13 protein-coding genes are annotated in these 17957 nt (G+C 39.8%); 4 read left to right on the forward strand and 9 right to left on the reverse strand.

All coding sequences use genetic code 11. The features are described 5' to 3' along the window. Positions 1-3 precede the first annotated feature (3 nt). Together PLJ10_12405 and PLJ10_12410 are read left to right on the forward strand one after the other, a co-directional pair. Positions 4-156: a hypothetical protein gene (locus PLJ10_12405; GenBank protein ID HOK10444.1), complete on the forward strand. Its 153-nt coding sequence runs from the start codon at positions 4-6 to the stop codon at positions 154-156. A 138-nt stretch (positions 157-294) separates the two neighbouring features. Continuing rightward, a complete protein-coding gene (locus PLJ10_12410; protein ID HOK10445.1) occupies positions 295-1236 on the forward strand; it encodes a sensor domain-containing diguanylate cyclase in 942 nt (313 codons plus the stop codon). 22 nt (positions 1237-1258) lie between these two features. Here PLJ10_12410 and rfaE2 read toward each other — a convergent pair whose 3' ends face one another. Next, on the reverse strand, positions 1259-2725 hold the full coding sequence (rfaE2, locus tag PLJ10_12415) for a D-glycero-beta-D-manno-heptose 1-phosphate adenylyltransferase (GenBank protein ID HOK10446.1): 1467 nt from the start codon (positions 2723-2725) through the stop codon (positions 1259-1261). Between the two features lie 310 nt (positions 2726-3035). Here rfaE2 and groL point away from each other — a divergent pair, with 310 nt between their 5' ends. Further along, positions 3036-4655, forward strand: a complete 1620-nt coding sequence (gene groL / locus PLJ10_12420; GenBank protein HOK10447.1) for a chaperonin GroEL — start codon at positions 3036-3038, stop codon at positions 4653-4655. Between the two features lie 104 nt (positions 4656-4759). Here the strand turns inward: groL and PLJ10_12425 are convergent, their stop codons facing one another. The 6 genes from PLJ10_12425 to hrcA all read right to left on the reverse strand — a co-directional run bounded on the left by PLJ10_12425 (position 4760) and on the right by hrcA (position 12995). Then, positions 4760-7558, reverse strand: coding sequence for a glycoside hydrolase family 38 C-terminal domain-containing protein (locus tag PLJ10_12425; protein ID HOK10448.1), 2799 nt, complete (start codon positions 7556-7558; stop codon positions 4760-4762). Between the two features lie 48 nt (positions 7559-7606). After that, positions 7607-7948 carry a ferredoxin family protein gene (locus PLJ10_12430; protein HOK10449.1) on the reverse strand — a complete coding sequence of 114 codons (342 nt, stop codon included), beginning with the start codon at positions 7946-7948 and terminating at the stop codon, positions 7607-7609. A 60-nt stretch (positions 7949-8008) separates the two neighbouring features. Continuing rightward, on the reverse strand, positions 8009-9154 hold the full coding sequence (gene dnaJ / locus PLJ10_12435) for a molecular chaperone DnaJ (protein ID HOK10450.1): 1146 nt from the start codon (positions 9152-9154) through the stop codon (positions 8009-8011). 98 nt (positions 9155-9252) lie between these two features. Continuing rightward, entirely contained in the window at positions 9253-11163 is a 1911-nt protein-coding gene (gene dnaK / locus PLJ10_12440; GenBank protein ID HOK10451.1) for a molecular chaperone DnaK, read from the reverse strand. A 50-nt stretch (positions 11164-11213) separates the two neighbouring features. Then, positions 11214-11867 (reverse strand): nucleotide exchange factor GrpE, encoded by a 654-nt coding sequence (grpE, locus tag PLJ10_12445; GenBank protein ID HOK10452.1) that lies wholly within the window; start codon positions 11865-11867, stop codon positions 11214-11216. A 69-nt stretch (positions 11868-11936) separates the two neighbouring features. Next, positions 11937-12995, reverse strand: a complete 1059-nt coding sequence (gene hrcA, locus PLJ10_12450; GenBank protein HOK10453.1) for a heat-inducible transcriptional repressor HrcA — start codon at positions 12993-12995, stop codon at positions 11937-11939. Between the two features lie 314 nt (positions 12996-13309). Between hrcA and PLJ10_12455 the strand changes: the two genes are divergently transcribed. Then, positions 13310-15208, forward strand: coding sequence for a transketolase C-terminal domain-containing protein (locus tag PLJ10_12455; protein ID HOK10454.1), 1899 nt, complete (start codon positions 13310-13312; stop codon positions 15206-15208). 246 nt (positions 15209-15454) lie between these two features. Here PLJ10_12455 and fumC read toward each other — a convergent pair whose 3' ends face one another. Beyond that, positions 15455-16846, reverse strand: coding sequence for a class II fumarate hydratase (gene fumC, locus PLJ10_12460; protein HOK10455.1), 1392 nt, complete (start codon positions 16844-16846; stop codon positions 15455-15457). Positions 16847-17043: 197 nt separating this feature from the next. Continuing rightward, positions 17044-17957 (reverse strand): DUF1559 domain-containing protein (locus tag PLJ10_12465; GenBank protein HOK10456.1); only part of this gene is annotated, 914 nt, incomplete at its 5' end.

The following is a 17957-nucleotide window of genomic DNA, read 5'->3' on the forward strand; positions in this document are numbered from 1 at the left end:
GGTTTGGAAACGACTCCTTCAGATTTCAATCACATCCCTGGTGGTGCTAATGTTCTGTTCATGGATGGGCATGTGGAATTTCTTCGCTATCCATCAGAACATCCTGCAAATCGCGTATTTGCCTCACTAATTGGGAACATCGACCAATTATTATAATTAAAACTGCATTCTAATAGAACGATGCCTACCTCCTCAGAGGTAGGCATCATAATTTTATCCAATATTATTCTTTTGCAAAATTTGTGATAAAATCTATCTATGTAAAAATATCAATAAGAGATGGGATAAGAATGTATGAGTGTTACAAATAAAAGTATTGATGAAAAAGTGCATAGTATTCTTTCAGAACAAGCATTACAAATTATCAAACACCTTAACATAGGGGCGTATGTTGTCTCACCAGAACGGGAAATTTATTTATGGAACGATAAAGCCAAAGAAATAACAGGCTATAGCCAAGAGGAAGTAGAAGGGAGAAAGTGTCAAGATAATATTTTAAGGCATGTAGATGACAATGGGACTGAACTGTGCATTCAAGGTTGCCCCTTATACGAAACAATTAAAGATGGGCAACTCCGTAAGGCTCGCGTTTATTTGCGACATAAGGCAGGTTTTCGAATGCCTGTAAAAGTGGAGACACTACCAATTATGGTAAACAACGAGATTAAAGGTGCTATTGAATTTTTTCAAGAGGATACTGAAGAACTTAATTTATTAGAAGAACTTCGGAGAACCCGTGAAAAAGCACTCATTTGCCCTTTAACCGAGATTGGAAACCGCAGGTATACAGAACAAGTACTGGAAGACCGTTTAGAAGAAATGAAGCGATTAAAAAGCAGTTTGGGATTATTCTTTATGGACATTGATGATTTTAAATGTATTAATGATACTTATGGACATCCTATTGGCGATATTGTCTTAAAGATGGTTGCCCGAACTTTAGTTAACATTATGCGACCTTACGATTTTGTAGGGCGTTGGGGTGGAGAAGAAATGGTCGCAATTATTCCTCATGTAAAACAGGAAGAATTATATCCTCTGGGAGAGCGATTTCGTAAATTAATTTCCGCAAGTAGTATCAAAACAACACAAGGCAGGTTAAATGTTACCGTATCTATCGGAGCTACCATCTCCAACGAAAATGATACCATCCAATCTATTATTGAACGGGCTGACCAGATGATGTATATAAGTAAAAGGGAGGGTAAAAACCGCGTTACAGTCTACAACGGGTAAAACAGCTTCTATAAAAAATTACTTATCCGTTCTTTACTTTATGAATAATGTCTGTTGTAGAGTGTCCTTCAACACCAGGAATAATAGCAATACGACCACCGTAACTTTCTACAAAACGCCTTTCTGGCTGAACTAACGTATCCAGAGTATAATCACCACCTTTAGCATATACATCTGGACGCAATTGCTTTATAATTGATAATGGCGATTTTTCATCGAACAAAATAATGTAATCAACACATTCCAAAGCGGAAAGAACCAAGGCACGATTCTGTTCATTAATTACAGGTCTACCCTGACCTTTGATTTGGCGAACAGAGCGGTCACTATTTAGCCCAACAATTAGCACATCACCTTCACTCTTTGCTCGCATAAGATACGTAATATGACCCACATGCAAAATATCAAAACAGCCATTGGTCCAAACAACCTTCTTGCCCTGCTCCTTTAATTGCTGAACTATTTTCTTCAATTGTTGGAGCGTTTTTAACTTAAACGGTCCACCCATACTTTTAAGGGCTTGCTCTACCTCCTCTCGCGATACAGTAACAACACCATGCTGAGCAACTGCAACACCTGCCGCAGTATTACCAAGAACCGCAGAATCACGATACGACCCACCCGCAACTAACGTTAGAGTTACCATGGCTGTTACTGTATCCCCTGCCCCTGTAACATCTATAACCTGCACCGGAGATATAGGCACATCTTCAATTCGACCATCTTCATAAAAAATAGTAATGCCTTCAGGACCTCGTGTAATCATTGCATTACGAGCCGATTTTAGTAGGGCTCTCCCTGCTTTCTTCAACGTTTCATAATCAGTAACCTCAATCCCTGTTGCAATCCCTGCTTCTTTATCATTTGGCAAGACAACATCAAATCCCTTAAATATATTTGCTCGTGCCCGTGAATCTGCAACAGTAATAAGACGGTATTTCTTTGCACACTCATTTATAACATCAATGACCTTAGGCGTTATTACCGAAGAAACCTGGTCTCCTACCATAATCGCATCTACTTTTTTTGCTACTTTATATATATTTTTTATAATTTGCTCTTCGACCTTCCCAGAAATGGGCTTCGGTCGTGGGGTATCCGTACGAAGAACCTCTTGCGTCGGGATGTTATGTCCACCAGCACGAAGTTTCCCATACGTATTTGTAGGTCGCGTAGGGTCAACAACAAGGTAATCTATATTAACCTGCCGTTGACGAAACTCCTTCTTCAGTATCTCCGCATTTGAATCAGCACCAATAACACCTACCATATAAACTGTCGCTCCTAATGCAGACGCATTGCATCCAGCATTACCAGCAGCTCCAGGATTATAACGACGCTCTAATACCTCCAATACAGGAATAGGTGCTTCAAGACTAACCTCAGTTACCTTCCCATAAACGTTCTCATCTAAATAAATATCACCTATAGCTAAAATACGAACTTTATCAAATTTTGACAGAATATGAAGATAGTTTTTTATTTCCATATTTTTCACCCTTAACCCATAAATGTTTAGTTTAAAACACAATGAATTCTATTTCAAACGCAATACAAAGTTCAATCTTGAATCTTCTGTCATACAAGTCAGATAAGTCGGGCAGGTCGAATAAATTGGACTTAAAAGGAAGTCCTCATTTTTGTCAGTAAAATTTATTTGAAAAACGATTATATATATGATATGATATTAGCACTCACTTATTGTGAGTGCTAACAGAAAAAGAATTTTTTCTTGTAAAAAAATAACTAAATATTTAACATCCTCAATTTTAACCATAATTAAGGAGGAGGATAATTTTATGGCAAAACAACTTCTTTTCGGCGAAGAAGCACGTGAAGCGTTAATCAAAGGCGTCGACATGCTTGCGGATGCAGTGAAAGCAACATTGGGTCCGCGTGGCAGAAATGTTTTATTAGAAAAAACATACGGTTCGCCATCATTAACCAAAGACGGTGTAACAGTAGCAAAAGAAATCGATTTAAAAGACCCATTCGAGAACATGGGTGCTCGCATGCTTCGTGAGGCGGCAAGTAAAACGAATGACACTGCTGGCGATGGAACAACCACAGCAACAGTCCTTGCACAAGCCATGGTTCATGAAGGGCTACGACTTGTTACTGCTGGAGCCAACCCGATGGCTCTAAAACGTGGCATGGATAAAGCCACAGATGAAATTGTCAAGGCAATTGCAAATATGAGTAAAAAAGTTCGCAGTTCAGATGAAATTTTTCAGGTGGCAGCAGTTTCGGCGAATGGCGACAAAGAAATAGGTAAATTTATTGCAGACGCAATCGACAAAGTAGGTAATGATGGCGTCATTACTGTCGAGAAAGGCAAAGGCTTAAAGACGGAAATCGAAATTGTTGATGGTATGCAATTTGACCGCGGTTACCTTTCTCCCTATTTTGTAACCGACCCTAATAACATGACTGCAGTTCTCGAAGATTGTTATATCTTATGTCATGAAAAGAAAATTAGCAATATCCACGAACTCTTACCTTTGCTCCAAAAGTTGGCTCAAACAGGTAAACCGATGCTCATCATTGCAGAGGACATCGAAGGCGAGGCATTGGCAACCCTTGTTGTTAACAAACTTCGTGGAATACTTAAAGTTGCCGCTGTAAAAGCACCAGCCTTTGGTGACCGTAGAAAAGAAATTTTAAGAGACATTTCTATTTTAACTGGTGGACAATTCTTCTCAGAAGATTTAGGAATAAAATTAGAAAATATTACCCTCGACCAATTAGGGAAAGCAAAACGAGTTGAGATTACAAAAGATTATACAACGATTATTGATGGTGCTGGCAAGAAAAAAGATATTCAGGCTCGTTGCGAACAAATACGTCGCCAAATTGAAGAGACGACATCCGAATACGACCGTGAAAAATTACAAGAACGTTTAGCTAAATTAGCAGGTGGAGTTGCAGTCATTCGCGTCGGTGCACCTACAGAAACAGAATTAAAAGAGAAAAAAGACAGAACAGATGACGCATTGAACGCAACTCGTGCCGCTATTGAAGAAGGATTTGTCGCTGGCGGTGGTGTGGCTTTATTACGTGCCCGCAAAGTCTTAGATAACCTAAAACTAAAAGGTGACGAAGGTTTAGGCGTAGCCCTGATTAAAAAAGCATGTGCTGTCCCATTAATTCAGATTGCTGAAAACGCAGGATTAAACGGCGAATTAATCTCTGCTAAATTGGAAGAAGAAAAAGAAAATATCGGATTGAACGCCGAAACAGGCAATGTTGAAGACCTTGTTAAATCTGGTATCATTGACCCAGCAAAGGTTATTCGCTGTGCCTTACAGAATGCAGTCAGCGTTGCAAGTATGATTATTACAACAGAGTGTCTAATTGCAGATCTTCCAGAAAAGACAAACGAAAAAGGTGGAGAGCACAAGCATCATCACCATTACTAAACAGGACATAGAATATAAAAAATCAGAAGGGAAGAAATATTTTCTTCCCTTCTTTCTTTATAAATAGACAGATACAATCTCAATCAGCAATACAAACAACCCTTTTATATCACAAATTTAACCGTAACTATCTTTTTGGGGTTGCATTGTATTTTTATTGTATTCTCCGAAGATATGTCTAATTTTTGTATCACAATTTCCTCAAGATTTACCTCATATGCTTCGTTAATGTTTATACCATACCTGAGAGTGGCTTCGATAGGTTCCGTTGAAGGATTATAAAATCTAAGAATATAACCTGTTTTATCCTCTGCAATTTTCAATGCAGACATTGTTATTATGTCTGGTTCTATTTTCAGCAAAGACAGAGTCTGTGGCAAAGTCCCTTTAGAACAACCTGCCTGTACAGGTTGCAAGGGCGAACAGACCGCCTCTGTCTCTTGCATAACACACCCTTTAATAGTTCCCCCCGCATGTGGATAAATTCTAAAATGAAATTCATGTTCACCAGGGCATTGAGCTAACACCATTTCTGGATGCGACTCCCAATTTTTTGCCACAGTCGCTAAATGAACTGTATATGCCCGTAGCAATGTGATGTAGACGGTTCGAGTCAGGTCGCGAGAAACTTCGTATTCACGTAATCCATCATTTATAATTGCCAATCCGCCCCAAGTATCATCTAAATCAATAAAGCGGTATTGTGGAAAGGTTGCATTAGTAGTATGTTTCCATGGATTATCGGGTCCAGGGACGATTTCACGGTCTAAAATATCAAACGCCGATTCGACTCGAGCAACATCCGTATCAATGTTTGTTGGAAAAGCAATACGTAAGCGGTGGTCACGTGCATTATTAACAAGTTTTACCACGAGTTCCAATGAACGGGACAGATATTTTAAGGTAACAAACATTTGAACTGGTATATTTATTTGACGGATACTTCGACGTGCGTTATTCCCAACACCATCAAGACGGTCACACAAATCATCATTTGAAGCCACCATTTGTGCTGGCACCAACATCTCATATTCTATCTTATAAGTAGCAGAAAATGGACCATCATCAACAAGGGCTATCTTTTTAGGGAAAGGGCGACTATCAATAACTTCATTATTTGCAGGTGGTATATGCATCCATGCGTGCCCAACTTCACCATCATCTACAAGATAACCAAGTCCACAATATATCTTTTCAGAAGGCTTATGGAATATATCAAAAGTCCCGTCATCACGAATAGCAACCCGCATATATTGATTTTCCATCACACGGTCACTGGTAAGTAATGAACCACGTGAGAATGACTTACCATATTTCACACGATATGATGTATATCCCAAGGCTGGCACCTTTGAACAATTAAACGAAACATAATAACGACGAACATTTAAAACATACTTTGCATCTTCAAGGTGGGTTACAACAGATTGCCCTATCTCCTGAGAATGTAATTGCAGAGGAACCTCCTCACCTGTATCTGTGTTTTCTAAGGCAAATTCACTAATCCGTTCCGTTTTTGGCAATTCGATAACAGCAGTAACAGTCTCTTCCCTCTCTTGAGGAAGAGGGTTATATATAGTAATGAGTACCGCATCCTCTTTTTCATTAGAAAAATCTATATTTTTTTGACAATGTGCGATTGCTCTACGTAGAACGCTACGGGATATTTCCTGAACTTGACGTAAACGATGTAATGTGTCTTGCTCAATAATATCAACACCAGAACCAGAAATAGTATCATGTGCATGAGACCGAAGCAATTCTCTCCATGCGAGTTTTAAAATTTCTCCTGGATATTCCATACCGAAGCAAGCACCCAAAACAGCAAGGGGTTCTGCTAACCGCTGAAGTTTACATTCCGCATGATAGTTTGCTTGTTTTACACGCGTACGACTCGAAAGAACGTCACTATATAGATGATAAATTCGGGGCATGGGTTTCGGCGTACGTCGTTCCCCATAAAGGGTTGGTAGTTCTATTTCGTTTGCTTCCTTCAACACCTGTTCCGCATATTCATGATAATCAGAATGTTTAACAATATGTCCGTCAAGCACTTCCTGAGTTTCACGAATAAGGCATATTTCTAATTCGTCTGGGACACTACTATCATGCCCCATCATAAAGGCAATGTGCCGAGTTTTACTAACTTCACACTCAGATTTAAATAATTTTTTAACGCATTCCTTTAATAAAGTTTCATTAAATTTCTTCACAGGTTGTAGCAACACAAAGTGTTCATACTGGGATGCTTTGTCGGCAAGTCGGAAAGGGATTCCCCCCTTCTCCCACGACCAGACACGTTCATTGGGTCCCATCTCATAAACCACGGTGCGATATACTTGATGATAAAAATTATACCTCGCCTGACTACTCATCTGGCTGGCTAATATCTTTGTTCCATCGGCACCTACCCACCAAAATTCATTTGGCACTTCCTCATGGCTAACTCCGTGATAAAACAGGGCTATATGTATTCCAAAACCTTTATAAATCTGTGGTAATTGAGATATCTGCCCATACGAAAATGGGGTGTGCCCAACTTTCATAACCTTACCATATTCCTTTGCTATCACATGTCCAAAAAGCAAATTTCGGATTATAGATTCACTTCCTACCTGAAAACATTCTGGACAGGTATACCACGGTCCTATAAGTAGCCTACCCAATTTAACCTGTTTCTCAATTCGTTCTCGTTCACCCGGAAATACCTCTAAATAATCCTCCACTGGAACAACCTGACTATCTAACACAAATGCCCTATATTCTTCATGTTTTTCAAGAATATCCAGAAGTTTGCGGAAAAATTCTATCAACTGCATCCTTGTCTCTTGAAATGAATATAACCACTCCCGATCCCAATGGGTGTTTGAAATAAAATGGACATATTTCTTTTCTTTTCTCATCGTAGGACTCCTTCTGTTTGGTTTTCTTATTACAATTTCAATTATTTTTTAATTTCCAGTACCTGGGGTCGGGTCAAACAGATGCCGTTTTACAGTTATAGTCCGAAAATTTTCAGAGTCAGGAGAGGTCGGCTTGCTATTTCTTATTACGGGCAAGAGTTTTGAATATTTTGCATTAAGTTGTATATATTCCTTCCATATCTCAGGTACTTCATCCACAGAATATATAGCGCGGACAGGGCATTCATCTACACACACAGCACAATCAATACATTCATCAGGGTCAATTACAAGCATATTTTTCCCCTCATGGAAACATGCCACTGGGCATACCTCCACACAATTCGTATACTTGCAATTAATACATGGTTCACAGACAACAAAAGCCATCTTTCATCCCTTCTTCGGTTCATCGCCACCTTAATAAATAGAATAATAAATTATAAGCCCTTATTCCAAATTCTGGTCTTTAATCTCTCGGAATTTCCAGTGTTTAGGATAATTTTTTGAATTGGCTAAGTCGTCAAACTCATGTAATAATTCCTCTTGCCTTTTTGATAACCGTACTGGAACCTCAACAATTATTTTATAATAGAGGTCACCCCTCCCACGACTATTCAAACGGGGCATCCCCAATCCTTTCTTCCGCAACAAATCGCCAGATTGGGTTCCACTCGGAATAATTAGGTCAATTGAGCCATCTATTAGGGTAGGCACTTTGATTGTAGTCCCTAATATCGCCTGAGATAGGGTTATAGGAACTTCACAGTAAAGGTCGTTCCCTTTCCGTTCAAACAACGGATGGCTTTTAATCTGGAGGTGGATATAAAGGTCACCAGGAGGACCACCACCTATACCAGACTCACCATCCCCGACAGAACGTAAAGTGGTACCTTCATCTACTCCAGGTGGAATATTCACATCTGTTTCGCGTGTTGCGGTGACTCTTCCTTGACCACCACAACGAAGGCAAGGTTTTGAAATATATTTTCCGACACCATGACATTGTGGACAGGTTCGTGTAATACTAAAAAATCCTTGCGATGCACGAATTTGTCCAGTTCCACCACACTGTGGACAGGTCTCGGGTTGGTATCCAGGTGCGGAACCAGTCCCATGACATTCACTACATTGTTCCTTGCATATATAACGTACCCGTTTTCTTGCTCCAGTAGCCGATTCTTTTAAGGTAATTGTTAATGTCGTTTCGACATCACTTCCTCGCTGTGCTGAACTCCTACGGGAAGTGCGTCGCGAACCAGAGCCAAAAATCATATCAAACAAATCATCAAACGGCGATTCAAACCCTTCTCCAAATCCCTCAAAACCACGTGAAAAGCCACCAGTAAAGCCTCCAGTATCAAAAGGCTGACCGTCTACCGTGCCATATCGGTCATATTGGGCACGCTTCTCAGGATTTTTCAAAACGTCGTATGCCGCATTAATTTCCTTTAGTTTTTCTTCTGCTTCTTTATCTCCACCTGTCTTGTCAGGATGATATTTATGTGCCAATTTCAAATAGGCACGACGTATCTCCTCCTGAGTAGCATTTTTCGAAACACCTAATATTTCGTATAAATCTTTTCCACGCACCATAAACACCACTATGTTACTAAAATAAAATTAATTATGTTAACTATTTAATGTCATATAATACCATATTTTTCTCTGTTCCCCTCAGAACCGCTATTTCATTACACATCTACAACTCTACCACCACCGTCTCCGCCAGATGATGTATTATCCTCTGACGAGGTGGATGTATTTGTCGTTTGTTGGTCTGTCGAAGCACCACCTGCATGCTGGGTTGCTGAACGATACATAGCCTCAGACAATTTATGTGTTGCTGAGGTAACCTTGTTCATTGCTGACTCAATATCTTCAATACGATCACCTGCCAACGCTTTTCGTAGTTCTTCCAAAGCAGACTCAACCTGAGCCTTATCACTGGCTGAAACTTTATCACCATATTCTTTCAACAGCTTCTCTGTACTGTATAAAAGCGAATCTGCATTGTTTCGGGTTTCAATCTCTTTACGACGCTTTTTATCCTCTTCTGCATGTTGTTCAGCCTCTCTAACCATTCGCTGTATTTCTTCTTCAGTTAAGCCACTTGAACTTTCGATACGAATCTTCTGCTCTTTTCCAGTGGCGAGGTCCTTTGCCGAAACATGCAAAATCCCATTAGCATCAATATCAAACGTAACTTCAATTTGCGGGACACCCCTCGGTGCAGGAGGAATACCCACAAGGTCGAACCGTCCCAGTGTGCGGTTATCTCTTGCCATTTCACGTTCCCCTTGAAGGACGTGAATAGTGACAGAAGTCTGGTTATCCGAGGCAGTAGTAAAGATTTGCCGTTTTGTCACAGGAATAGTAGTGTTCCGCTCTATCAATTTTGTACAGACACCACCTAAGGTTTCAATTCCTAATGACAGTGGGGTCACATCCAATAACAGAATATCCTTTACCTCACCAGCAAGGACTCCACCTTGAATAGCTGCACCGACCGCAACAACCTCATCAGGGTTAACACCACGATGCGGTTCTTTGCCAAATAATTCTTGAACAATACGAATAACTGCTGGCATACGCGTCATCCCACCGACAAGAATAACCTCATCGATATCGCTCGGCTTCAAGCCAGCATCCTGCATTGCCTGCAAACATGGTCCTTTTGTCCTTTGCAATAAATCATCGCAAAGCTGTTCTAATTTGGCACGGGTCAGAGTGTAGTTTAAATGTTTCGGTCCCGAGGTATCAGCAGTAATAAATGGCAAATTAATATCTGTAGTCATTGTTGTTGATAACTCGCATTTTGCCTTTTCCGCAGCTTCTTTTAGCCGTTGCAATGCCATTGGGTCCTTACGAAGGTCAATGCCATAATCTTTCAAAAACTCATTAGCTAACCAATCAATGATTTTTTGGTCAAAGTCATCACCACCTAAATGCGTATCTCCATTGGTGCTAAGTACTTCGAAACTATCATCTCCAATAGCAAGGATGGAAATATCGAACGTACCACCACCAAGGTCGTAAACTGCTACCTTTTCATTCTTATTCTTATTTAAGCCATAAGCCAACGCGGCAGCTGTCGGCTCGTTAATAATACGAAGTACTTCAAGTCCAGCAATCTTGCCTGCATCTTTTGTAGCCTGCCGTTGTGAGTCATTAAAATAGGCAGGAACCGTAATAACCGCTTGCGTGACCTTTGTTCCTAAATACGTCTCAGCAGTCTCTTTCATCTTTTGAAGTATCATAGCGGAAATTTCAGGGGGTTTATAAGTTTTACCTTGAATTTCCACCTGACAATCTCCGTTTGATGCTTCTGTAACCTTATATGGGACACGCTTTATCTCTTCATGAACTTCATGATAACGGCGTCCCATAAATCGTTTGATTGAAAACACCGTATTTTGAGGATTGGTAATCGCTTGCCGTTTCGCAACAGCACCTACCAATCGCTCTCCATCTTTTGTAAATGCAACCACAGAGGGCGTTGTACGGCTACCCTCTGCGTTGGGAATCACCACAGGCTCCCCACCTTCCATTACCGCAACGCACGAGTTCGTCGTTCCTAAATCAATTCCAATTACTTTTCCCATAGGTTTTTCAACCTCCTTTTATTAAGATTGTTTAATTTTAAAACATCCATTTATTGTTTATGGTTGACAGAATTATTATTATTTGCATTATTATCCTCTTTGCTAAAATCTTCTGATGGCTTGCTAATTACAACTTTTGCATGTCTCAATATCTTTTTACCTAACCGATAGCCTTTCTCATATTCCTGTATAATCGTTCCTTCGGGTAGTTCTGACTCCGCTTGAGCCAGTGCCTCATGCATATTCGGGTCAAAGTTCTTACCTTGAGCCTCGATTACGGTTAAGCCACGTGAAACGAGAACCTCTTTCAATTGTGCAAAAACCATCCTAACACCAGAGACAAACGCATCGTCTGGGTCAGGTGCATGCATTAAAGCTCTTTCAAAATTATCCAACACAGGTAAAAGGTCTTTTATTAAATTTTCCGTTGCTGTCTCTTGCAATTCCTTAATTTCTCGATGTGTTCTCTTTCGATAATTGTCAAATTCAGCACAAACACGGAGATAACGGTCTTTAAGTTCTTCTAACTCCTGTGTCTTTTCCTCCAACATTTGTATGAGATTTTCCAGAGAGGTAACAGGTTCTGTTTCCTCTTTTGAAGTTGGAGGTATTTCTGAAGCCTGGTCTAATATGGCAGAATCAGGCGTTGTACTTTCTTGTTCCATTTCTATTTTTTTTTCTAATTCCGATTTACCATTTTCCATATATAAACAACTCCATCTCCTTTCTTCATAAAGTATATAATTTACGTTTTGATATTTTTAATTATAATATTAACGCCATAGTCGGGACAGCATTTTCCCAACCATAGAAGCAGTATAATCTACAATAGCGGAAAGCCGTTCATAGGGCATCCTTTTGGGACCGAGTATCCCTATGAACCCCGCAGGTTCCTTCTTGTCTTCTATTGTATAAGGTGTTGCAATAACACCAAACTCTGCAAAGTCCCCCATCCTTGTCTCAGAGCCGATTAACACAGTGCGTTGCGGTGTTTCTATTTGAGATATAGACTCACGCAATGCCCTGATAAGCGGTGTTGGGTCTTCCATAATACCTAAAATGCTACGGACCTTAACAGGTTCTTGAAACTCTGGCTGGTCAAACAGATTATTGGTACCTTCGAGAAACATCTGATTGGCTGGTGGTTCTACATGTGTAAATATTCTCAGAGCCAATTCAACCAATTTCCGACGCTCATCGAAAAATTTCTTTAAACGTTCACGTATCACAGAATGTATATTGTCAATAGAAACATCATAAAGAGATTCATTAAGAAATTTACTTAAAGACTCCAATAACTGTGTTGAAATAGGTTCATTCAGAACCACCGAAGACGTATGAACACATCCAAAACTGTCTACAATTAAAATGGCTATTTGCCGTTCAAACAAGTGAACAAGTTCTATCCGTCGTATAACTGCTGTATTTTCACTTGGCAATTCCGCAAGTCCTGCTTGATGGCTTGCAAGGGCTAATAAATGGCTTGTATGCCGAAGTATCTGGTCCATCGACTCGATTTTCTTTGATAATTCTTGTTTAATCCGTTCTCGCTCTGCTAAGGTAAGTTCTTGCACCTTCATAAGATGGGAAACATAATATCGATAACCAAGGTCGGTCGGTATCCTGCCAGAACTGGTATGAACCTGTGTTAAAAATCCCATATCTTCTAAGTCTGCCATTACATTTCGTATCGTAGCAGGACTTAGATTGAGACCTAACCTTTTGGCAACTGTACGCGAACCGACAGGTTCAGCAGTAGTAATATATAAATGTACTACCGCCTCTAATATTGTCTTTTCACGTTCGTTTAATTGTGGAAATTTCGTATTCATACTCCTTTTAGCACTCACCTTTGTAGAATGCTAACAATTATAGTTTACCATATATTTTAACGACTGTCAAATAAATTTGGTAGCACCCTTTCTCTAAAATTTTCACACTACATCCAATAAATCATTTAATAGTATTATAACATTTTTTTAATTCAAAAATATTGCAACCCTATACATATAAATTCAAAATTTCTTTAAAAAACGAGTCTTACATAATTTATTTCAGATATTCTATTAGATAACTTATAATCATTTTTGGTATAGTTATTAACCAAAAAATAAAACAATAAATTCATATTCAAGGAGGCTTTTTTATGAATTTTCCAATTGATGTTTCTCAGTATAAACCGATAGCTGTAGACCCATTTACTGGCAAATTTACCCCAAAACAACTACAGCAATTAAAAACAAATATTCAAGTGGTACGCGATACCATTATTTTTTATACAGCGGTGGCTGGGATACGTGGTTTAGGCGGACATACTGGCGGAGCCTATAGTATTGTTCCTGAAGTATTAATTTTGGATGCTTTTATGAAAGGTTCAGATAGAATTTACCCTGTATATTTTGACGAGGCTGGACATCGCGTCGCTATTCAATACGCTATGTCCGCATTTAACGGTGTTATTCCCTTCGATTATTTGCTCCATTACCGTGAAGCGAACTATGGTTTATATGGACATCCAGAGATTGACCGCGAGTTAGGTGTTAAATTTGCCTCTGGCAGACTTGGTCATCTCTGGCCATTTGTAAACGGCGTTGCTCTGGCAAACCCTGATAAAGTTGTGTTCATGTTAGGTTCTGACGGTTCACAACAAGAAGGGGACGATGCAGAAGCGGCACGACTTGCTGTTGCACAAAAAATTAACATCAAATTATGTATCGATGACAACAATGTAACCATATCAGGACATCCTTCGCAATATCTTCCTGGCTATGACATTAAAAAAACGTTAGCAGGACACGGTTTAACTGTAGATGTCGGTGAAGGCGAAGATGTAGAGAAATTAGCCCGACGTATGATTAAGGCAGTTCGCACTCAAGGGCCTGTCGCATTGATAAACAAACGTGTGATGGCTCCAGGTGTACCTGGCATAGAAGGGAATCATTCTGGACACGATGTGATTAATAAAGAAAATGCCATCGCATACTTTGAAAAACGCGGGTTAACCGAACCGGTTGAATTTCTCAATAACGTTGAAAAAATATCTGTAAGTAAAACATATCGTGGTTCTGCCAAAGAACAAGCCAGCAATCGGACAGAATTTGGGAATATAGTAAAGGAATGGCTGAACACGCATCCAGAAGAGAAAGCAAATCGGAATATTTTAGTGATAGATTCTGACCTGGAAGGCTCAACAGGCTTAAAAGCCATACGTGTTGCACATCCTGATGTGTTTATTAACGGTGGCGTTCAGGAACGGGGCAATTTTTCAGCCTCCGCAGGATTTGGCTTCGAAAAAGGCAAACAAGGAATTTTCAGCACCTTCTCCGCTTTTCTTGAAATGATACTTTCCGAGTTAACGATGGCACGGTTAAATCATGCCAATGTCATTTGCCATTTCTCACATGCGGGTGTTGATGATATTGCGGACAATACATGCCACTACGGCATAAATGTGTTCTTTGCAGATAATGGCTTACCAGAAAACGACAAAACTCGATTATATTTCCCTGCGGATGCTTTACAATTGAAGGCAGTAATCCATAAAATCTGGAATGATGAGGGGATTCGGTTTATTTTCACAACCCGCAGTAAAGTCCCCTACATTTGCCGTGAAGATGGAACAAAATTTTATGAAAACGGTTATGAGTTTATCCCAGGTAAAGATGAAATTATACGAGAAGGAACCGCAGGCTATGTTGTGTCCTACGGAGAAATGCTTTACCGTGCTTTAGATGCAGTTGAACAAGCACGTGCACAAGGAGTTCATGTCGGTTTGATTAATAAACCTACACTCAACATTGTCGATGAAGATATGATGACTCTTTTAAGGAACGTGCCTTTTGTCCTTGTCGTCGAAGCACAAAATATCAAGACGGGATTAGGTTGCCGTTTCGGAACATGGCTCCTGCAACGAGGTTATACCCCAAAATATGACTATATGGGCGTAAGCAAACTCGGCAAAGGCGGGTTAACAGAACATATTACATATCAAGGATTAGACCCCGAACACATCCTCGAAAAGATTATACATCTTAACAAACAATAGTTAAGTAGGTATATTAATTTATCTATCTCATCTTGTTTTACTCTGCCAACGTTAAAATTAATAATGCCGTTTAAATACCCTCATTAATTCATGTTATACATATCTCTTGATACACATGCTTATTTTGAAAATATAATATTTACAATACTCAACTCATAGGCAGGACACACATACTACTTTTCTAATATCTAATTAGCTAATTAGACGGGTGTAATACTTTTTCATCCCAAGCAGGATATGGCTTTACTAATCAGAAGGGGAAATCATTTTGCGGGGGTCTACAAGTTGGTCAAATTCTTCTTCGGTGATTAAGCCTGTTTTTAAGGCTTCTTCTTTTAGGGTCGTCCCGTTTTTATAGGCATTGCGGGCAATTTTGGCGGAGACTTCGTAACCGAGTTTTCGATTTAATGCGGTTACTAACATTAGTGAATTCTGTAAGTAGTATCCTAATTTTTCGCAGTTAGGTTGGATACCATTCAGGCAATTTTGGGTAAATGATTGGCATGCATCAGACAGGAGGCGTATGGATTGAAGGATATTGTAAGCAATCACAGGTTTATAAACATTAAGTTCGAATTGTCCCGATGCACCAGCAATGTTAATGGTTACATCGTTTCCTATCACCTGAGCACAGACCATTGTCATCATTTCGCATTGGGTTGGATTGACCTTCCCTGGCATAATGGATGAGCCAGGCTCATTTTCGGGTAGGAGCAATTCTGCTAATCCACAACGAGGACCACTACCCATCAGTCGAATATCATTAGCAATTTTCATGCACGAACATGCGACTGTTTTTAATACACCAGAGAGCATCACCAAAGCGTCATGTCCCGCTAATGCTTCAAATTTATTTTCCGCTGGTCGAAATGGCTCTTGGGTCAATTCTGCAATATATGCAACTGCTTTTTCTGCAAAACCCGCAGGAGCATTTAATCCTGTCCCAACGGCTGTTCCACCCAATGCCAATTCATACAGATCTTTCAGAGATAATTGAATACGATTCATGGCTTGCTCGATTTGTCGTGCATAACCAGAAAATTCCTGCCCTAAGGTAATTGGTGTTGCATCCATCATGTGGGTTCTACCTGTTTTAATTAAATCTTTGTATTCTTCCGATTTTTGGACAAGTGATTTGTAAAATTCTTCCAATGAAGGAATCAGACGGTTGCTCAATTCAAGGACTGTGGCTACATTCATTGCGGTTGGGAAAACATCGTTTGAGGATTGAGACATATTCACATGGTCATTTGGATGTATCGGTTTTTTAGTGCTATGGGGTGAACCTAAAAGTTCATTAGCACGTGTAGATATAACTTCGTTCACATTCATATTTGTTTGGGTTCCGCTTCCTGTTTGCCAGACATGCAGAGGGAATTGCTCGTCCCATTTACCTATGAGGATTTCATCAACCACAGTAGTAATGATTTCACAATATTCTGGTTTAAGTATACCGAGGTCACGGTTCGCTCGTGCACAGGCTTTTTTTACAAGTGCTAATGCGTATATAATCTCCATCGGCATTTTTTCTTTACCAACTGAGAAAAATTGTAGTGAGCGAACAGTTTGGCTACCATAATAGACGTTAAGGGGAACCTGAACCTCGCCTAATGCATCACATTCAATTCTATACTCCATAATGTGTCGCCTTTCAGTAAAGTACTCTCAATTTGTAAAACATATAACTCGTAATAATATAGTCATAAACTCTTACTAAATTATAAACATTTCTGTGTTGTAAAATCGCTTTTTATAAAAGGCAATTTAAAAGACAAATGGGGACAGTTGAAACTGTCCCCATGAAAATTCCTTGCGAGGGCGGAAAAAGTTAAATTTTATTGATAACCAGCTGCCTGAGCAATGATACCAATGACAACACCAACACTTGGAAGGACCGGTTCGGTAGCATTGATATCTGGATTTGTAGTATCATTGGAACCAATGTAACGAATGAATTCAACATGGCCATCCATATAAAGCACATTGCAACCACCGGGCAGATGATTAAAGAAGTCAATGGCACCATAGGCGGAGAATTGGTCTAACATGACATACACTTCACTCTGAGCATTGTTAGAAGCGGCCGGATTATTAATATCTGTGATCAAGAAGCGTTCAATACCTTCACGAAGCCTATATACAGTGCTACCACCACCATTTCCTGTTCCTGCTGGGACAGAAATGTCTCTATCCGCAATGCCAATCAGTTGTGTTGCTGCTGCCTGATTAGAAGCATTAATGCAACCACCTATTTGACCAAGAGCATCTGTAATCAACTGATTGATAGCATTCGCAAATTGAATAGGAACAGGTGCATCTGATGGGATAGAACTTCCACCCATAAGACTAATCAGAGCATTTAATTGACTATAACTGCTTAGAGAAGTAGTTCCCAACTCTTTGTTAAGGTCGAAAACCCAACCCAAATAAGCATAACTGGCATCCAAGCGTTCGGGTTTACATGTTAAATATGTAGTACCATCTTGTCTCTTCAAATATTGAGCAGTATCTCTTGCATCTGACGGGCAAATGGCAATGGAGGGGTCTGTCAAATATTCAGGATAAATGACATCCACTGCTGGTGCTGCTGCGATTGCAAACCGATAGTTGTTTGCAGGATTTTCACACTTTGTTCTTACAACTTGCAACGGTGGAAATCTTTCTCCCTTGGCTTCGTTACAATACATCTTCAATACGACACCCCACTGCTTCAAATTGTTCTGGCAGGAGGAACGACGCGCCGCTTCAC

Origin of the sequence: Candidatus Hydrogenedens sp., from assembly GCA_035361075.1 — a bacterium.
In the GTDB taxonomy this organism is placed as follows: Bacteria; Hydrogenedentota; Hydrogenedentia; order Hydrogenedentales; family Hydrogenedentaceae; genus Hydrogenedens.